The sequence below is a fragment of the Bradyrhizobium sp. LB14.3 genome, assembly GCF_040547985.1.
GTDB lineage: Bacteria > Pseudomonadota > Alphaproteobacteria > Rhizobiales > Xanthobacteraceae > Bradyrhizobium.
In genome coordinates, this window is record NZ_JBEPQT010000009.1 from 79,649 (window position 1) to 97,493 (window position 17,845).

14 protein-coding genes are annotated in these 17,845 nt (G+C 66.1%); 4 read left to right on the forward strand and 10 right to left on the reverse strand.

Translation table 11 applies throughout. The features are described 5' to 3' along the window. Positions 1–31: 31 nt before the first annotated feature. On the forward strand, positions 32–397 hold the full coding sequence (locus ABIB00_RS18640; protein ID WP_247339388.1) for a hypothetical protein: 366 nt from the start codon (positions 32–34) through the stop codon (positions 395–397). On the opposite strand, the gene poxB is transcribed toward ABIB00_RS18640, so the two are convergent. From poxB to ABIB00_RS18655, 3 genes are all read right to left on the reverse strand, one after another. Beyond that, on the reverse strand, positions 394–2,130 hold the full coding sequence (gene poxB / locus ABIB00_RS18645; RefSeq protein ID WP_354105354.1) for a ubiquinone-dependent pyruvate dehydrogenase: 1,737 nt from the start codon (positions 2,128–2,130) through the stop codon (positions 394–396). The genes ABIB00_RS18640 and poxB overlap by 4 nt on opposite strands. A gap of 80 nt (positions 2,131–2,210) precedes the next feature. Further along, complete coding sequence (locus ABIB00_RS18650; RefSeq protein ID WP_354105355.1) at positions 2,211–2,843, reverse strand: 2-dehydro-3-deoxy-6-phosphogalactonate aldolase; 633 nt, start codon at positions 2,841–2,843, stop codon at positions 2,211–2,213. A 13-nt stretch (positions 2,844–2,856) separates the two neighbouring features. Beyond that, the gene (locus ABIB00_RS18655) at positions 2,857–3,771 is read right to left on the reverse strand and encodes a 2-dehydro-3-deoxygalactonokinase (RefSeq protein WP_354105356.1); all 915 of its coding nucleotides are present in this window, start codon (positions 3,769–3,771) and stop codon (positions 2,857–2,859) included. Positions 3,772–4,011: 240 nt separating this feature from the next. Here ABIB00_RS18655 and ABIB00_RS18660 point away from each other — a divergent pair, with 240 nt between their 5' ends. Both ABIB00_RS18660 and ABIB00_RS18665 read left to right on the forward strand, forming a co-directional pair. Continuing rightward, on the forward strand, positions 4,012–5,109 hold the full coding sequence (locus ABIB00_RS18660) for an LLM class flavin-dependent oxidoreductase (RefSeq protein WP_247339375.1): 1,098 nt from the start codon (positions 4,012–4,014) through the stop codon (positions 5,107–5,109). Positions 5,110–5,164: 55 nt separating this feature from the next. Further along, positions 5,165–5,719 (forward strand): flavin reductase family protein, encoded by a 555-nt coding sequence (locus ABIB00_RS18665; RefSeq protein ID WP_354105357.1) that lies wholly within the window; start codon positions 5,165–5,167, stop codon positions 5,717–5,719. A gap of 43 nt (positions 5,720–5,762) precedes the next feature. Here ABIB00_RS18665 and ABIB00_RS18670 read toward each other — a convergent pair whose 3' ends face one another. The 5 genes from ABIB00_RS18670 to ABIB00_RS18690 all read right to left on the reverse strand — a co-directional run bounded on the left by ABIB00_RS18670 (position 5,763) and on the right by ABIB00_RS18690 (position 14,452). After that, positions 5,763–7,193: an FAD-binding protein gene (locus tag ABIB00_RS18670; protein WP_354105358.1), complete on the reverse strand. Its 1,431-nt coding sequence runs from the start codon at positions 7,191–7,193 to the stop codon at positions 5,763–5,765. Positions 7,194–7,369: 176 nt separating this feature from the next. Then, positions 7,370–8,257, reverse strand: a complete 888-nt coding sequence (locus tag ABIB00_RS18675; RefSeq protein ID WP_247339372.1) for a LysR family transcriptional regulator — start codon at positions 8,255–8,257, stop codon at positions 7,370–7,372. 122 nt (positions 8,258–8,379) lie between these two features. Next, complete coding sequence (locus ABIB00_RS18680; RefSeq protein WP_354105359.1) at positions 8,380–10,251, reverse strand: sigma-54-dependent Fis family transcriptional regulator; 1,872 nt, start codon at positions 10,249–10,251, stop codon at positions 8,380–8,382. A 105-nt stretch (positions 10,252–10,356) separates the two neighbouring features. Next, positions 10,357–13,662, reverse strand: a complete 3,306-nt coding sequence (locus ABIB00_RS18685) for an acetyl-CoA carboxylase family protein (protein WP_354105360.1) — start codon at positions 13,660–13,662, stop codon at positions 10,357–10,359. Between the two features lie 190 nt (positions 13,663–13,852). Further along, entirely contained in the window at positions 13,853–14,452 is a 600-nt protein-coding gene (locus tag ABIB00_RS18690; RefSeq protein WP_354105361.1) for a TetR/AcrR family transcriptional regulator, read from the reverse strand. Positions 14,453–14,562: 110 nt separating this feature from the next. Here ABIB00_RS18690 and ABIB00_RS18695 point away from each other — a divergent pair, with 110 nt between their 5' ends. Further along, the gene (locus tag ABIB00_RS18695; protein WP_354105362.1) at positions 14,563–14,940 is read left to right on the forward strand and encodes a tautomerase family protein; all 378 of its coding nucleotides are present in this window, start codon (positions 14,563–14,565) and stop codon (positions 14,938–14,940) included. A gap of 10 nt (positions 14,941–14,950) precedes the next feature. On the opposite strand, the gene ABIB00_RS18700 is transcribed toward ABIB00_RS18695, so the two are convergent. Beyond that, a complete protein-coding gene (locus tag ABIB00_RS18700) occupies positions 14,951–15,922 on the reverse strand; it encodes a CobW family GTP-binding protein (protein WP_354105363.1) in 972 nt (323 codons plus the stop codon). Between the two features lie 3 nt (positions 15,923–15,925). Next, positions 15,926–17,416 (reverse strand): amidohydrolase family protein, encoded by a 1,491-nt coding sequence (locus tag ABIB00_RS18705; RefSeq protein ID WP_354105364.1) that lies wholly within the window; start codon positions 17,414–17,416, stop codon positions 15,926–15,928. Positions 17,417–17,845 lie beyond the last annotated feature (429 nt).

The following is a 17,845-nucleotide window of genomic DNA, read 5'->3' on the forward strand; positions in this document are numbered from 1 at the left end:
ACGATAGCGCGATTCTGCGAGAGGTATTGGGTTGCGGCATCCGCTCGACATCGTCGCCATGTTCGCCGCGCTCTGGCTGCTGGCATCGATGGTGCTCGACGCGCTGACGCCGAAGGAGCTGACGGCGGTGATGATCGGCATCGCCATCGGACCCGCCGTCGTCATTACCGCCGTGTTCTACTATCTGCGCTGCCCGCGCCTGGATTTCGTGGTGATGTTCGCCGCATTGTGGCTGATCTCCGATATCGGCATCGCGTTCATCTCGCCGACGCAGCTGCCGCATTTCCTGATCGCACTCGGCTTCGTGCCGGCGCTGCTGATCGGCATCGTGCTGCACTGGCAACGCTTCCAGCGCCGCCACGAGCGGCTGCCCGTGCCGTCGGTCAAACGGGGCTAGCGCGGTAACAGATTGGTCTTGGCGAGATCGAGCACCTCATCGCCGCGGCCGTTCATCACGGCGCGCAGCACCCACAGGCTGAAACCCTTGATCTGCTCGGGCGTGATGGTCGGCGGCATCGACAGCTCCTGCTTCGCGGTGACGACGTCGAGCAGCGCCGGTCCGTTGTGAGCCAGCATCTCCTTCACCGCGCCTGGAAGCTCGCCCGGATCTTCGACGCGCCTCGCGAAGATGCCCATCGCGCGCGCCATCGCCGCGAAGTCGGGGTTTTCCAGATCGACATTGGTGTCGACGAAGCCGGCCGCCTTCATCTCCAGCGCGACAAAGCCGAGCACGCCGTTGTTGAAGATGACCACCTTCACCGGCAGCTTCATCTGCGTCAGCGTGATCAGGTCGCCCATCAGCATGGTGAAGCCGCCGTCGCCCGAGAGCGAGATAACCTGGCGGCCGGACTGCGCGGCCTGCGCGCCGATCGCCTGCGGCATGGCGTTGGCCATCGAGCCGTGCACGAAGGAGCCGATCAGCCGGCGGCGGCCGTTCATGTCGAGATAGCGCGCTGCCCACACCGTCGGCGTGCCGACATCGGCGGTGAAGACGGCATCGTCAGACGCATGGTCGCTGATGACCTTTGCGAGATATTGCGGATGGATCGGCTTGCTGCCCGGTGTGCCCTTGGCGAGAGAATCCAGACCTTCGCGCGCCTTCTTGTAGTGCGCGATCGCATCGTCCAGATGCTTGCACTGCGTCTTGGCCTTGAGCAGCGGCAGCAGCGCCTCGATGGTGAGCTTGACGTCGCCGACGAGACCGAGATCGATCTTGCAGCGCCGCCCGAGATTTTCCGGACGAATGTCGAGCTGCGCGACTTGGCAATCAGTCGGGAAGAATTGCTTGTAGGGAAAATCAGTGCCGAGCATCACCAGCGCGTCGCAGGCGTGCATGGCGGCGTAGCCCGAGGAGAAGCCGATGAAGCCGGTCATGCCGACGTCGTAGGGATTGTCGTATTCGACATGCTCCTTGCCGCCAAGCGCATGCACGATCGGGCTCTTCAAGACCTCCGCAAGCTGCATCAACGGCGCATGCGCGCCGGCGCAGCCGCGGCCGCAGAACAAGGTGACGCGCTCGGCGCCGTCGAGGAGGTCCGCGAGCGCCTTCAGTTCATCAGCGTGCGGCACCACCTTTGGCGCCGACAGCGTAAGGCCACGCGCCGTCGACAGCGCGCGCTTGGGTGGGCTACGGAAGGCGACATCGCCGGGCATGGCGATGACGGCAACGCCGCGCATACCGACCGCCGCGCGGATGGCGTTTTCCAGCACGTAAGGTAGCTGACTCGGATCGGAGACCAGCTCGCAATAATGGCTGCACTCGCGGAACAGGTTTTGCGGATGGGTCTCCTGGAAATAGCCGCTGCCGATCTCGGCGGTCGGGATTTGCGCAGCGATCGCCAGCACGGGAACGCGGCTGCGATGGGCGTCGAACAGGCCGTTGATCAGATGCAGATTGCCGGGGCCACACGAGCCCGCGCACACCGCAAGGCTGCCCGTCATCTCCGCTTCCCCGGCAGCGGCGAAGGCCGCGACCTCCTCGTGCCGGACGTGAATCCATTCGATCGTACCGCGCCGCCGCAACGCTTCGGTCAGCGCGTTCAGGCTGTCGCCGACGATGCCGTAGATGCGCTTGACGCCGGCCTGTTCGAGCGTTGCCACGAACAGATCGGCTACATTGTTGATCGCCATGTCGGTCTCCTGATCTCGCTGGTGCAGCAAGATAGGATAACGCGCGACCGTGACGGCATCACGGCTTGTTTATTGCGGGCTCAGTCTTTCGCAATCGCCCGATCGTAGGCCGTGATCGTCAATTTTGCGCGAGCGGCAACGTCCGTTGCCGTCATGCCGGGCTTGTAGAGGCTGGAGCCCAGCCCGAACGCCGTCACGCCACCCTTGATGTACTCGGCAAAATTCTGATCGGACACGCCGCCGACGGCGGCGATCGTCACGCCGGCCGGAAGCACGGCGCGAATCGCGCCAATGCCGGACGCACCGAGCACGCTGGCTGGAAAGAATTTGAGGCCCGATGCCCCCGATCGCGCCGCGAGCAGAGCTTCGGTCGGCGAGAACACGCCGGGCATCGTGATCATGCCGTACTGATGCGCGCGTGCCAGCACCTGGGTGTCGACGTTCGGCGAGACCATCAGCTTGCCGCCGACGTCGTTGAGACGATCGACATCTGCCGTCGTCAGCACGGTGCCGGCGCCGATCAGCACGCCGGCGGGCGCTTGCTTCACCGCCGTGGCGATCGAACGGAACGGATCCGGCGAGTTCAGGGGGATCTCGATTGCGGTCATGCCGGCTTCGATCAGCACGCCGACGATGGCCTGGATCTCCTCAAGCTTCACGCCGCGCAGGATCGCGACAAGTGGTCGCTTCATCGCCGGAAAGGGAACGCTCATCTCAATAGTCCTCTCATTTCGCCCAGATCGCGGCAGCGGCCATCGACAAACCGCGGCGAACGGCTTCATCCGCATCGATCGGCATGGCTGTCACTGACAGCGCCTCGAAAGCCAGCCTGTACAGCATCGCGAGCCGCCCCGAGGCAATCAGCGTGATGCCTGCTTTCGGCACCACGCCGGAGAGCCCTGCTGCCAGCTCGACACCAATCAACGTGCCCGACACCGTTTCGCGCGCCGCGGCCGGTGTGCCCTCGAACAGGAGCTGACGTGACCGCGCGGTGAACAGAAGATTGGCCGCGAAGGCCGGAGCTTCGTACGCGGCCTTCACCGCCGCCTTGAAGCTCGCGACATCCTCGGCGTCTTCGGCGCCTGCGACCGCGAGCGATAAAATCGTTTCGCGCGACACGACGCTGAACAACTCGCCGGTCATGAAGGTGGAGAAATGCGCGACCGTTCCGTCCTTCACCCGCACCCATTTCGAATGTGTGCCGGGCATACAGACCAGCGCCTCGCCAGCGGTATCGAGACCGAGCGCACCGAGCAGTTGCGTCTCCTCGCCTCGCATCACGTCCGGCGCTTTTGTATCGCGCTGCGCGATGCCCGGCAGGATACGGATATCGCGCGTCTCGCCCGGCACCCGCGCAGCCTGCTTCAGAACGGCAGAGAGTAGCGCCGGCGTGTCGACATAACCGGCCTCGACCCAGCCGGTACGCGCGCCGGCCATGCCGCAGACGAGAACCGGCAGATGATCCGGGGCCTCGACCGCCGCAAGATGCGATTGCAGCACGGCAGCGAAGCCGGCCTTCGCCGCCGCCAGCATGCCCTCGTCGCTGCGGCGCTCGGTCAGCACCTTGCCGGCGCGGTCGATCAACCAGAGCCGGAAGCTGCTGGTGCCCCAGTCCACCGCGACATAGGCAGGTTCGGTCATCTCAATTCGCATCCTCGTCTCACCGCCAAGACGCCGTCTCGCGACAATGAGACGAGGCCTCGCAAATCTGCCCCGGGATATCGGCTATTGCGGCTGCAAACCAGCGTTTTCTCGCAGGTCTGAGGTGCCGCTCGCGTTGGCACACCGCTTGCGAAGAGGTGGCACACCGCTTGCTAAAGTGTCCCCGCTCACGTCCGTGAACCGCGCAACAAGACGCGTCAACATTAGATGAGGAACCCCATGGAGATCGGCTATTTCACGATGCCTTCGCACCCGCCGGAGTGCGGCCTGAAGGAAGGGAACGACTGGGACCTGCAAGTCATGCGCTGGCTCGACGAACTCGGCTATCAGGAGGCCTGGGTCGGCGAGCACCACACCGCGCCCTGGGAGCCCAATCCCACGCCCGATCTGCTGATCGCACAGGCGCTGATGCAGACCAAGCGCCTGCGCATCGGACCGGGCGGCTTCCTGCTGCCCTATCACCACCCGGCCGAGCTCGCCAACCGCGTCGCGATGCTCGATCATCTCTCTGAGGGCCGGCTCAATTTCGGGGTCGCGGCCAGCGGCCTGCCGAGCGACTGGGCGATGTTCAACGTCGACGGCATGAGCGGGCAGAACCGCGACATGACCCGCGAGGCGCTGGAGATCATTCTGAAGATGTGGAGCGATCCCGCGCCCTGGACCTACAAGGGTAAATTCTGGACGGTGACCAAGCCGGACACGATGTTCGACTTCCTCAAGCCTCACATCAAGCCGTTGCAGACACCGCATCCGCCGATCGGCGTCGCCGGGCTCTCGAAGAACTCGGACACGCTGAAGCTCGCCGGCGAGCGCGGCTTCATCCCGATGAGCCTCAACCTCAACCCGGCCTATGTCGGCAGCCATTGGGATTCGGTCGTAGCAGGTGCCGCCAAGACCGGACGCAAGCCGAACCGCGCGGATTGGCGGCTGGTTCGCGAGGTGTTCGTCGCCGACACCGACGAGGAGGCCTGGAAGCTCTCGACCGGCGACATGATGGGCCGGATGATGGGCGAGTACTTCCTGCCGCTGCTCGGCCATTTCGGCTTCAAGGACTATCTGAAGCACGCGCCCGACGTGCCCGATAGCGACGTCACCGTCGAATATTGCGCCAAGCGGAACTGGATCGTCGGTTCGCCCGCGACCGTCGCCGAGAAGATCGAGAAGATCTACGACGAAGTCGGCGGCTTCGGCGTGCTGCTGGTGTTCGGCTTCGACTACAAGCACAAGGCTGAAGCCTGGCATCACTCGCTGTCGTTGCTGAGGAACGAGGTGATGCCGCGCCTGAAGCATCTCGGCTCCGCGATGAAGGCGGCTTGACCCGATGCGGGTGCGGCGCCATCGTGCCGCACCCGTTCTTTCTGGAGATTATCGCTTGAGCGTGGACGCAAAGGATTTCAAGCAGGCGATGCGCCAATGCGCCGGAGCCGTCGCGCTGGTGACGGTCGGCGCCGAGCACGGCAAGCGCACGGGGTTGACGGTGACCTCGGCCTGCTCGCTATCGGACTCACCGCCGTCGCTAATCGTCTGCGTCAACCGCAACGCCAGCGCGCATGCCCGCATCCGCGAGGAAGGCGCCTTCGCGATCAATTTCCTGCACGAGGACCATGCACTGCTGGCGCTCACCTTCAGCGGCCAGAAGGGCGTCAACGGCGACGATCGTTTTGCGTTCGGCCAATGGAAGCGCGGCGAGACCGGCGCGCCGGTGCTGAGCGATGCGGTCGCCGCATTCGACTGCGTACTGGCGCAGGAGTTCGAGACCAGGACGCACTCGATCTTCGTCGGCGAGGTGCGTGGCGTCTCGCATTCCGACGGGGTCGCGCCGCTGGTGTATCTCCGCAGCAGCTTCCACGTCCCTCACGAGATCCGCGGCACCGTTACAGTCGGCGACCTCGATTCGCGACATCTGAGCTGGAGCGATTTCTCCTGAATTCGAGACGCCATGCGAATGCGGCCGCCGGGATCCGTTCCCGCTAGAGCAGATTGTAGCCGGGCGTGAGGTGGTTGCCTGGATCGTGGCGACGCCTGGCATCGCGCAGCAACGGCCACTGCACCCCGAAATGATCGGCCCAATCCTGGGACGACATGGGAAACGCGCTCGCCGGGTACAACACGCCGCCGGCGCCGCGAATACGGTCGTACAGCTCGCGGTTCTGCGCGACCAGCCGTTCGGCATTCGTCTTGTCTGCCGATACCGGGATACGGATCAGATTGAACACGAACACGATCCGCTCGTCGGGCAACCGGACCAGTGGCGTGCGGCATTCATCCGTGATCATGGGATAGCAGGTGATCCGTCCGAACGGACCGATGTCCTCACTCTTCATCCCGGCAACGACCTCGCTCGCGATCTCCAGCGCGTTGCTGCCGCGCAGGAACACGAGAAGCCACGGATGCGGATTGAACCATTGACCGTTCGCCCTCAGAAGCGCTTCCAGCTTTGCAAACGCATTGGCATCGTCGCGGAAGGCAAAGTCGATGACGACGGCGCTCCCGCGGCGATCCGACAGACCTGCAAGCAGCGCCTCGTCGTCGGGATGAGAATCGCCGTCATGGAACACGCCTGCTTCCAGCAGGTATCGCCAGCCACCGGCCGCCTCTGGCACGACGGCTCCCTGCAGCTGATCGAAGCGCGCCTCCGCCAGGACACGGCGCTGATCGGCCGTCAGCGAGGGGAGATCCGGGTAAGAGAGTTGGAAGCGTCGGACCTGTTCGGGCGCACGCACCAGCCGAAGCGTCGCCCTCGTGATGATCGCGCATTGGGCAAGCCCGGCCCGAACGGCATCATAGAGCTCGGCGTTGGACGTTGGCGAGCAGGTCAATTGCCGGCCCTGGCCCGTCACCACATCGAGCTCGATAGCCTGGTCCGTCAGCAGGCCATGTCGCGACGACGATCCGCCGATTCCGCCGATGGCGAGGGTGCCGCCCACGGACAGGCCGAGGTAGTTGGTCAGGACCGGCGGAACCAGCCCTTTGGCCAAGGTCGCTTCCAGCACCGCGTGCCAGGTCGCACCTGCATCGACCACGACACGGTCCGGCTCGATCCGATGGATGGTGGCCAGCGCGCCGAGGTCGATCACAATGCCGCCTTCCGTCATGACACGACCATAGATGCTATGGCCCTGCCCGCGCGCGGCAACCGTCAGCCCTTGCTCCGCGGCCCATCGCAGAATCCCCGCGATCCCGGGAATCGTCGTCGGCCTGAACACGGCACGCGGCTGCTTGTGGATGATGTGACCGAAATCCTCACCCGCGGCCGCGCAAGTTTCCGGGTTGCAGTTCGATGCGGCACTGGCAAATGGTCCATCGGCCGGGCCGCGCGACTGGCCGGCAAGAGCGAGGGAAGCTAGCGTCGCGGTGGCGCTGACACCTGCATGCAGCAGCGCGCGTCGATTGGGGGTCATGGTGCGGTCCTTCACGCCGGACCGGGCGGATAAGTGCCCGTGGCCCGCAAACTGCGATCGCCCGCGCCTCCGAACAACCGGCACATCGCGGGATACACATTCCCGCAAACCGGGAGAATGCGGACGGAACGCACGCCGGCGATGCACGTGGCCAATGGGTAAGAGAGCCGGGGCTCTTAGAGCCGCTCGCGCTTCAATCGCCCCGCCAGCAGATCGACGAACAGGCGCGTCTTGGCCGGCGGCGCCGCGCTCGGCGGGACTACGGCGTACACCGGCATGCGCGGTGCCTCGAAATCCTCCAGCACGATCTCCAGCGCGCCATCATCGACGCGATCGCGTATCAGCCAGAACGGCGCATAGCCGACGCCGATGCCATGGCAGGCAGCCGCCTGCGCCGCCGTCGTATTATCGGTCCGGAAGCGGCCGTTCACCTGCACCATCTTCACCTCGCCGCCGATCTGAAACCGCCACGCTTCCGTGTCACCCGGGCCGGTCCTGCGCAGAATACATTGATAGTCTGTCAGGTCGTCGGGATGATGCGGACGCCCATGGCGCGCGAAATAGCCGGGTGCGCCGTAGACAACCGTGCGAAGCTCGCCGAGCCGCCGCGCCTTGAGCGAGGAATCCGGCAATTCCCTGATCCGCACGGCCAGATCGAATCCATCGGCGACGACGTCGATGGGCCGATCGGAGACATGGAGATCGGTTTCGATCCGCGGAAAGCGCGCCATGAAATCCGCAATCGCCGGCACGACGTGGGTCGATCCGAACAGGACGGGCGCGGCGACCCTGAGAAGACCCGACGGCTCGACGCGGCGGTTGGCCGCTTCCAGGCGCGCCTCGCTGATTTCGGCAAAGGCCGGCTTGACGCGATGATAGAACGCAAGTCCCGCTTCAGTCGCCAGCGATCGCCGCGTGGTCCGCCGCACCAGCTCAACACCGACGTTGCGTTCCAGCGCCGCCAATGCCCGGTTGACGGACTGCAGCGACCGTCCCAATTGTCGCGCGGCCGCGGTCTGGCTGCCGGCCTCGACGACAGCCAGAAAGACTTCGATCTCCTCCATCGAATCCTCTCCTCTCGCAATTTCTGGAAATGCACGTTCGCGACGGCCTGTCCGCCGCGCGAAGACCCAGGCGCGCCAGCATTTTCCGACTGCTTTCGGCGGAGCCGGGATGTCGAACCGGTCTAGTATGAACCCGAGTCGATCTTCAACTGCTTGATCTTGCGATACAGCGTCGCGCGGCTGAGTTTCAACGCACGCGCCGCATCGGTGACACGGCCGCCATGCTTGCGCAACGCCTCAATGATGGTCGCGCGTTCGGCTACGGCAAGGTCCGGCTCCGCCGCCCGTCCACCAAACGGCGGCAGATCGAGGTCGGCGTCGGTGATGACGCCGTCCTCCGCCGTGCAGCCGGCGAGCCGCAGGACATGCCGGAGCTGGCGCATGTTGCCGGGATAGGGGTAGGCCGCGAGCTGCGACCACGCCTCGTCCGAGAGCCGGCAGTTCGGCGCTTCCTCGCGCGCGATCTGGCGGATGACGTCGTCGCGGTCGGCGCGCTCGCGCAAGGCCGGCAGCCGCACTTCCATGCCGCGCAGACGGAAATAGAGATCGGCGCGGAAGGCGCCCTGCTCGGCCATGCGCCCGAGGTCGCGATGGGTGGCGCTGATCAGGCGAATGTCGACCGGCACGGGCTTCGGCGCGCCGAGCGGCCAGACTTCGCGATTCTCCAGCACGCGCAAGAGCCGCGTCTGCAGCGCGATCGGCATGTCGCCGATCTCGTCGAGGAACAGCGTGCCGCCGTCGGCCTGCACGATCAGGCCCTTCGAGCCGTCGCGGCGCGCGCCGGTGAAGGCGCCGGCCTCGTAGCCGAACAGCTCGGCATCGATCAGGCTTTCCGGCATCGCCGCGCAGTTCAGCGCGACATAGTTGTGGCGCGCGCGATTGCCGGCCGCGTGAATGGCGCGCGCGAACACATCCTTGCCGACGCCGGTCTCGCCGTGCAGCAGCAACGGCAGATTGTGATCGCCGATGCTCCTGAGCCGCTTCACGCTCTTGATCAAGCCGGGGTCGCGGCCGGCGAGCCGGTGCAGCGCGTCGAAGCGATCGGCAGGTGCATCGCGGCGCGGCGCGAGCGGACGGGTCGATGACCTCGCCCGCAGCGGCGGCGCGACATGGCCATGCCCCAACGGACTGCCATCGGCCCGGCGCAGCTCGACGGTGTCGTCTGCGTTGCGCGCGGCAGGATGATCGAACTTGACGTAGCGCGACAGATCGATGCCGGATGCGATCAAGCCGTCGGTGAGACCCAGCAGTGCGCGCGCCGAACGGCAGGCACCGACGATGCGGCGATCGTCGTCATAGGCGAGCAGGCCGCTGCCGCCGTCGCCCGGCACGGTCGCGATCCAGGCGTTGCGGAAATGACCGCGGAAGATCGCACCCTCCATGCGCCGCGTCGCCTCCATCGTCACCGCGAGCGCAAGCTGATGCGCGGTGCGTTCGAGGTCCTCGCGGCAGGAGGTGATGTTCACCGCACCGGCGAGGCGACCGGCCTGGTCGAACAGCGGCGCCACGGCACACGAGAACATGTGCCACTGCGCGCGAAAATGCTCGTCGCGATGCACCAGGATCGGCTTCTGCTCCGCAAGCGCCGTGCCGAGCCCGTTGGTGCCTTCGAAGGCCTCGGAAAAATTCGAGCCGGTATAGACCTTCCAGCGCATGAAGATCTCGGCATCGGCCGCGCCGGGCACCCGGCTCCACAGCATCGTGGCGCTGGGATCGGCGAGATTGACGCAATAGCCGGTCTGGCGCAGCACGCGGGCGAGATCTTCCAGCTCCGGCGTTGCGAGCCGGATCAGCTGCTCCATCGGCTCGGCGACATGCCGGACCTCCGCCTCGGTCAGCGTCTGCGGCGGGCCCTGGCGGGCGGGATCGAGCTTGTGGCTGATCAGGCAGCGCCGCCAGGAATCGGCAATGCGCGACGAGGCATCGACGTCGGCCACGTGATTGGCGACGGACAAGACACGGGCGACATGGTTCGAGGCCGAAAGGCTGGCCATCGCGGACGTCTCCACCCTGTATTATTGTGCAAAGTCTGGCACCGCAGGCGGGGATGTCAATCGGGAACCGGAAACGGTCGTGCAATCAAGATTGCTGCACCGCCCTCACCACGTATCGATGCACGGCCGCTTCTTGCCCGTCCTCGCAGGCGGCTTCGGCACCGACCGCAGACCCGCCATGATCCAGCGTCGCGTCTCGGAGGGGTCGATGACGTTGTCGATTTCGAACACCGATGCGATCGAGACCGCCTTGCCGTTGGCATAGAGCTCAGCGACCTTGTTGCGATAATAGGTTTCGCGCTCGACGGGGTCGGCGATCGCCTCCATCTCCTTGCGGAAGCCGAGACGAACATAACCCTCCAGGCCCATGCCGCCGAATTCGCCGGTCGGCCAGGCCGCGGTGAAGAACGAGGCGTGGAAGCCGCCGCCGATCATCGACTGCGCGCCGAGCCCATAGCCCTTGCGCAGTACGATGCCAAACAGCGGCACGGTCAGGCTCGCGCCCGTCACGAACATGCGCGAGACGTGGCGCACGATCGCGGTCTTCTCGGCTTCCGGGCCGACCATGAAGCCGGGCGTGTCGCACAGCGAGACGATCGGCAGGTCGAACGCGTCGCAGAGCTGGAGGAAGCGCGCGGCCTTGTCGCCGGCATCGGCGTCGATCGCGCCGCCGAGATGGCGCGGATTGTTGGCGATCAGGCCGAACGGCCTGCCCTCGATGCGGATCAACGCGGTGATCATGCCGACACCATAGTCGCGGCGCAGCTCCAGCACGGTATCCTTGTCCGCGACGAGGTCGATCACGCTGCGGATGTCGTAGACCCGCAGGCGGTTCTCGGGGATCGCGCGGCGCAGCAGCCGCTGGTCGGCGGCCTGCCACTCCGTCACCGCACCCTGGAAATAGGACAGGTATTTTTGCGCAATGCGCGTCGCCTCCTCCTCGTCCTCGACGAGGATGTCGATGACGCCATTCGGCGACTGGAACGAGACCGGGCCGACTTCGGCCGGGTGATAGACGCCGAGCCCGCCGCCCTCGATCATGGCCGGGCCGCCCATGCCGATCGAGGCGTTCTTGGTGGCGATGATCACGTCGCAGCAACCGAGCATCGCGGCATTGCCGGCGAAACAATAGCCAGAGACGATTCCGACGACCGGCACGAGGCCGGAGAGCCTTGCGAACTGCACGAACGACGGACCGTCGAGGCCGGTCATGCCGAGCCGGTCGGTATCGCCGGGCCGGCCGCCGCCGCCTTCGGCGTAGAACACCAGAGGCACGCGCCAGTCTTCCGCGAGCGTCAGCATGCGGTCGATCTTCTTGTGGTTCATGTGGCCCTGCGTGCCCGCGAGCACCGTGTAGTCGTAGGCCACGACGATGCAGCGCCCGCCCTCAGGGCCGAACTTCTCGGCGTTGACGGTCGCGACACCCATGACGAGGCCGTCGGCCGGTGTGTTCTTGACGAGATCGTCGAGCTTGCGCCGGCGCCGCTGCGCCGCAATCGCAAGGCTGCCGTACTCCATGAACGAGCCGTCGTCGACGAGTTGCGCGACGTTTTCGCGTGCGGTGCGCTGGTTGGTGTTGCGGCGGCGCTCGACCGAGGCCGGGCGATTTTCGTCGAGCGTGTTGGCCTGGCGCGCGATCATTTCGGCGAGATCGGGACGGATGTGGTCGAGATCGATATCCGCTTCCTGCGCCGAATGATCGGCGGCGACGTCGAGCGGCTCGAGGTAGAGAATGGCCTCGCCATGCATCAGCGTGACACCGTCGCCGGCGACGAGCTTCATGACCCGTCCGCCCTGCTCGGCCATCACGAGATGCTCCATCTTCATGGATTCGATCACGGCGAGCTGCTGGCCGGGGCGCACGATCTCGCCTTCCCTCACCTGGATGGTCACGATGGTCCCCTGCAAGGGCGCCGCGACCATCACCGCGCCTTCCGGCACGATCTGTGCGGTATGCGCCTCGGTGCCGTGGCCGCTGCTTCGCTCCGTCGCCGCAAAATAGAGCGGCTTTGCAGCGCCATCGGCGGCCTCCACGAGCTTCGCGACATTGCGGTCGATGAAGTCGGTCGCGATGCGGTTGGTCCTGAAATCGGGATGCGCCAGCACCGCCTGAAGGAAGGCGATGTTGGTAACGACGCCGTCGATCCGAAATTCGCGCAACGCCCGCGAGGCTTTTGCAACCACGTCGTGCCAAGCCTCTCCCGGCGTATGCACGATGACCTTCGCCAAGAGCGAGTCGAAGGCGGCGCTGGTCTTGTAGCCGGCATAACCAAAACTATCGACGCGGACGCCGGGGCCCGACGGCGGTTCGAACACGGCAAGCACGCCGCCGGTCGGATGAGTCGCGCCTAGCTCGTCCAGCGTCTCCATGTTGACGCGGAGCTGCATGGCATAGCCGCGCGGCTTCGGGATCGAACCTTGCGCCAGGCCAAGCGAGGTAAGCGAGGCGCCGGCGGCGACCGCGAGCTGAGCGCGGACGAGATCGAGGCCGAGCACCTCTTCCGTCACGGTGTGCTCGACCTGCAGCCGCGGATTGGCTTCGATGAAGGCAAAACTGTCTTCGGCGGTGCCGTCGACCAGGAACTCGAACGTGCCGAGACTGTCGTAAGACGCGGCTGCGGCGAGCTGCTTCGCTGCCTCGATGATACGGCCGCGCAAGCCTTCGCCGAGCGACGGGCTCGGCGCCACCTCGATCAGCTTCTGGTGCCGGCGCTGGATGGTGCATTCGCGCTCCCAGAGATGAGAGATTGCGCCGTGGCGGTCGCCGATGATCTGCACCTCGATATGGCGCGCCTGCCGGATCAGGCGCTCGGCATAGACGCCGTCGAAGCCGAACGCGGCCTTGGCCTCGGACTGGCAGCGCGCATAGGCCTCCGCGAGATCGGATGCGTTCTCGACCACGCGCATGCCGCGGCCGCCGCCCCCGGCCATCGCCTTGATCACGATCGCGGCGCCTTCGCCAAGGGATTCGAAGAATGCCGTGATCTCCCCGAGCGACGAAGGCCCGCTGGTGCCGGCGATGATCGGCACGCCGCAACGTCTTGCCAATTGCCGCGCCGCGACCTTGTCGCCGAACAGTTCGAGCGCCGCAGCCTTCGGCCCGACGAAGGCGATGCCTGCATCGGCGCAGGCCTTCGCAAACGCAGCGTTCTCGCTGAGGAAGCCATAGCCGGGATGCACGGCATCGCAGCCTGCGCTCTTTGCCGCCTTCACCACGGCCTCGATGTCGAGATAGGCCCGCGCGCCGCGGCCGGGGATTTCGGTCGCCTCATCGGCAACCCGCACATGCAGCGACAGCGCATCGTCGGCCGGGTGGATCGCGACCGTCGCGATGCCGGCATCAGCCGCCGCGCGCGCGATGCGGATGGCGATCTCGCCGCGGTTGGCGATCAGGAGCTTTTTGAACGACATGCAGCGTCTCCATGCCCGCGTGTCCAAGCGCGGGTCGGCAGGTCCGATGGTTCTGCTTCGTCGCTTTAGCCGAGGCCGTCAAGGGTGGAGGACGCCGGTCGCGATGCCCGTTCCCACGAGCTGGAATATCAGTTGGTCACGCGCGCTGCCTTGCGCGGCCTGCTGCATCGCGCTCGCTTTCTGCCGACACCTAGCGGCCCCGTTTGTCGAGCACGAGATCGATGGTGTGGGCGGCGATCTCGCGCAGCTGCGGCTCGTCATCGAAGGCACGCTCGATTACGGCGAGGCCGCGCGTCACGGTGATGATGTGCAGCGCTGCGGCCGCGGGGCTGCCGCTGAATTCGCCGCGCTTTGCGCCCGCCGACAACGCATCCTGAACCAGAGCGGTGATGCGCGAGATGAGGTTCGCGAAGGCCTGGCGCGCGTGCTCATCCAGCCCCTCGCCTTCGACCGCGCCGAGCTCCATCAATCCGCGCGTGGTCGGGCATCCCCGCGGCGGTGAGCCGGAGCGGAAATTGGTGATGGTCAAGTCAAAGAACGCGGTGAGGCGCTTGCGCAATGAGCCCGTACCGAGCGCCTTTTGCAAGGCGATGAGATAGTCGCCCGCATAGCGCTCATAGGCCTGCAGGAACAGCGCCTCCTTGCTGCCGAACGCGTTGTAGAGGCTGCCGCGCTGGACACCGGCGTCGCGCGCGATGTCCGACAGCGAAGTGCCGCGCACGCCGTTGCGCCAGAACTGATCGAACGCGATGCGCAGGACATCGGCGTGGTCGAACTCGCGCGGTCTCAAGCTTCGCTCCTGTCCGGTATATTTGACACGGTGTCAAAAACATGCATTCTAGACGCTGCGTCAAAAACAAATTGGGGCCGACGCCCCCTTTCGTCAATGAGGAAGTCGCGATGCCTCTCCTTCACATCTCGATGCGCGCCGGAAAGCCGGAAGCCTACCGGCAGGCGATCCTCGACGGCCTTTACCGCGCCATGCGCGAGGCACTGAACGTGCCGGAAGGCGACGAGTTCATGACGATCACCGAACACGCCGCCGCAAACTTCCGCTGCGGCAATGCCTACGACGTCAAGCGCAGCGACGACGCCGTGCTGATCCAGATCACCGTATTCGCCTCGCGCACTCCTGAGCAGAAGAAGGCCCTGTACCGGCGGATCGCGGACCTGCTCGGCGAAAATCCGGGCATCCGTCCCGAAGACGTGTTCGTCAACGTGCTCGATGCGCCGGCAGAGAACTGGTCCGTCGGCCACGGCGTCGCGCAATTCGCTTGAAGCGCCAGCTTCACCGATCCGCAACGCACGTCTCCATGATTCCATCGAGCTCCGCTTTCGAGAGCACCCCGAGTTCGGCGATGAAGACGATCCGCGCGCGCGGCACGTCTTCGGCCGGCGCATCGCAGGGGGCGAGCGCGGCATCGCCGGGGGCGAGCGCGGCATCGCCAGGGACGAGCGTGGCGCGGCCGGCGGCGAATTGAAACAGCATCTGGCGCCCGGGCTGCTCGACGGTCTCGAACAGGCCTTTTGCCCGCGCGAGTTTTGGCGCCAGCTTGCCGATCGCCTTTTGCACGCGCGGCAGCGAGAGCGGTTGGTCCGAGGTCCAGCTCAGCGTTTCGAAGCGCTCTTCTGCCGGCCGGCGCGGCCCGGGATCGCGCGGCGCGGACGCGCGATCGACGGTCGCGGGGAACAGCAGCGCGGACGGAATCTCGCCGTGCGGCGCGTCGACCACCACGGCGGGGACGCGCTGCGCGCGGATGGCCTCGCGCATCCGCCCGCCCGCGCCCTCGTCCGCCAGATCCAGCTTGCTCAACGCCACGATGTCGGCAACGCGCAATTGCGAACGCTGAAGCGCATCGTCCAGGGCGGCCAGCGGTGTCGCCGCATCCATCACGCAGAGCACCGTTTCGAGCGGCGCCTCGCGCAGGATCACGGGATCCATCAGGTTACGGACGATGTCGGCGGGATCGGCGACGCCGCTGGTCTCGATGACGATGTATTCCGGTTTCGGATCACGCCGCAGCAGCGTCGAGAGCGTGCGCAGGAGGTCGCCTTGGAGCGAGCAGCAGATGCAGCCATTGGCGAGGCTGACCACGCCGTCGCTCGCGCCGGCGATCAGCTCGGCATCGATGTTGATCGCCCCGAAATCGTTGACGATTGCGGCGATCCGCCGCCCCTCCGCATGCGCCAGCAGATGGTTGACGACAGTCGTCTTGCCCGCTCCCAAAAAGCCTGTCACCAGAAGAATGGGGACCGGCATGGGTCAGCCCTCGACGACGGTGCGGCGCACGGGCCGGCCGGGCCGCGCGGCCACGTCCAGCACACCATCTGTGATCAGCGGCTGGCCGCTGACGAGGAGATGCCGCACGCCCTCCGAGGGACGGTTCATCGCCGTGAACGTGGCGCGGTCGCTGAGCTTCTCGTAGTCGAACACGACGATGTCGGCATCGGCGTCTTTCGCAAGCCTGCCCTTGGCGCGCATCGCCGGCGTGCTCTGCGACAGGATCTCCGCCGGGATCAGCGCGCATTTGCGCACGCCTTCCAGCAGCGACACGGTCTTGCGCTCGCGCACCCATTCGCGGATGAATCTCGTGAAGCAGCCGGCCGAACGCGGATGCGAGGTGGCGTCATCCGGCAGCGGCCAGGCATCGCCGGTGTAGGTCTTGCCGTCCGAGGTCGTCCACGGCATCGCGTCGGAGGCGATCGCGCCGCCGGGATAGAGCACCGACATGTCGAGGAGGTCGCGATGATGCGCGTTGTTCTCGGTGTCGAGGATGTGCCACAGCACCAGCGAAGACGGTTCTTCGGCCTGCGCCTTCAAGAGCTCCTCGCGATCGCTGAAGCGATGGCCGTCGGTGACCCGCTGCACGGAATCGTAACCGGTGCCGTTGCGCTCGACGAATTCGGGGTCGCTGAAGAAGGCAGCCGCCAGCACGGTCGAGCCGGTGCCGTACGGATAGGCCTCGACCGTGATGGGCAGGCCCTGCGCCTGCGCTTTCGCGATCAGCACGCGGCAGCGCTCGACATCGGTCTTGCTCGACGAGTTGAAATGGCAGATGTGCATATGCGCGCCGGTGGCGCCGGCATAGCCGATCAGGCGAATGTAGGCTTCCGCCGCGCTCTCGGGGTCGACGCGCGACATGTAGGCGACGTGGGTGAAGGTCGGCACGTCCTGCGCAGCCGCGAGCTGGCAGACCGCGGTCAGCTCCTGCACGCCGGCGCCCGGCGCGTAGGCGTTGAGGATGCCGATACCGATGCCGCCCTCGTTCAGGCCGCGTGCGAGGCGCTCGAGGATGCCGGCGACCTCCGCATCGCTCGCCACGTTGTCGATCCAGCGACGATCGCGCATGGCGTTGCCGAACGCCTCCAGCGAGCTTTCCGCGTTGGAGCCGGTCATCGCGCCGATGCGCGCAAAGGCCCAGTTGGCGGCGGCGCCATAATTCAGCACGCGTCCCTTCCGCGCCTGGCGCTCATACCAGGACCCGACCGGCAGCACGCCTGCTTCGAGATCGAGCGTCGTCGTCACGCCGTCGAACGCCTGCATGCGGTCGGCCGGGATCGACTGGCCATGTGCGTGCAGATCGATGAAGCCAGGTGCGACCACGAGCCCGGTCGCGTCAATCACCCGCTCGGCGCCGCCGAGCGAGGAGCCGACCGCGGCGACCTTGCCGTCCACCACCGCCACATCCCCGATGGCGTCCATTCCGCTGGCGGGATCCACCACCCGGCCGCCAGAGATCACCAAGCCGCTCATATCGTCACTCCCTCCACGCTGAATTCGCATCAAGGCAGATTCCGGAAGGTCCGACCACCTCCACCGATGCCGACGCATCATGCTCGCAAGGGAGGTCAATTCACATGCGCGTCGCAGACACGCGCTCGCAGTCTCGCGGCAGGTTTGCCCGAGCTATGCTTCTCGCTTCACCCCTCCCCAAAGAAAGGGCGCAGGGAAGACCGGGCGCCGGCTGGCACCCATAAAAACCCCTATGCGAACTGATTGCACACGCAATGCACAGGGGAGACACAGGGCAGCCGAGACCAGGCCTTCCCTGCGCGATGGTTTGACGGCCTATGCCGCGCTCTCCCCGGAGACGAGTTCCTTCTTGCCTCCGTCACCCCCGCGAAATCCAGGGTACCGCGCCGGTTGACGCGATGACGCCTTCGCAAAGGCTTGACCGTAGCA

Excerpts from the sequence above, each read along its gene's own strand:
- poxB (WP_354105354.1), bottom strand. The coding sequence starts at position 2,130 with ATGGCGATCAACAATGTAGCCGATCTGTTCGTGGCAACGCTCGAACAG.
- ABIB00_RS18650 (WP_354105355.1), bottom strand. The coding sequence starts at position 2,843 with ATGAGCGTTCCCTTTCCGGCGATGAAGCGACCACTTGTCGCGATCCTG.
- ABIB00_RS18655 (WP_354105356.1), bottom strand. The coding sequence starts at position 3,771 with ATGACCGAACCTGCCTATGTCGCGGTGGACTGGGGCACCAGCAGCTTC.
- ABIB00_RS18660 (WP_247339375.1), top strand. The coding sequence starts at position 4,012 with ATGGAGATCGGCTATTTCACGATGCCTTCGCACCCGCCGGAGTGCGGC.
- ABIB00_RS18670 (WP_354105358.1), bottom strand. The coding sequence starts at position 7,193 with ATGACCCCCAATCGACGCGCGCTGCTGCATGCAGGTGTCAGCGCCACC.
- ABIB00_RS18675 (WP_247339372.1), bottom strand. The coding sequence starts at position 8,257 with ATGGAGGAGATCGAAGTCTTTCTGGCTGTCGTCGAGGCCGGCAGCCAG.
- ABIB00_RS18680 (WP_354105359.1), bottom strand. The coding sequence starts at position 10,251 with ATGGCCAGCCTTTCGGCCTCGAACCATGTCGCCCGTGTCTTGTCCGTC.
- ABIB00_RS18685 (WP_354105360.1), bottom strand. The coding sequence starts at position 13,662 with ATGTCGTTCAAAAAGCTCCTGATCGCCAACCGCGGCGAGATCGCCATC.
- ABIB00_RS18695 (WP_354105362.1), top strand. The coding sequence starts at position 14,563 with ATGCCTCTCCTTCACATCTCGATGCGCGCCGGAAAGCCGGAAGCCTAC.
- ABIB00_RS18700 (WP_354105363.1), bottom strand. The coding sequence starts at position 15,922 with ATGCCGGTCCCCATTCTTCTGGTGACAGGCTTTTTGGGAGCGGGCAAG.
- ABIB00_RS18705 (WP_354105364.1), bottom strand. The coding sequence starts at position 17,416 with ATGAGCGGCTTGGTGATCTCTGGCGGCCGGGTGGTGGATCCCGCCAGC.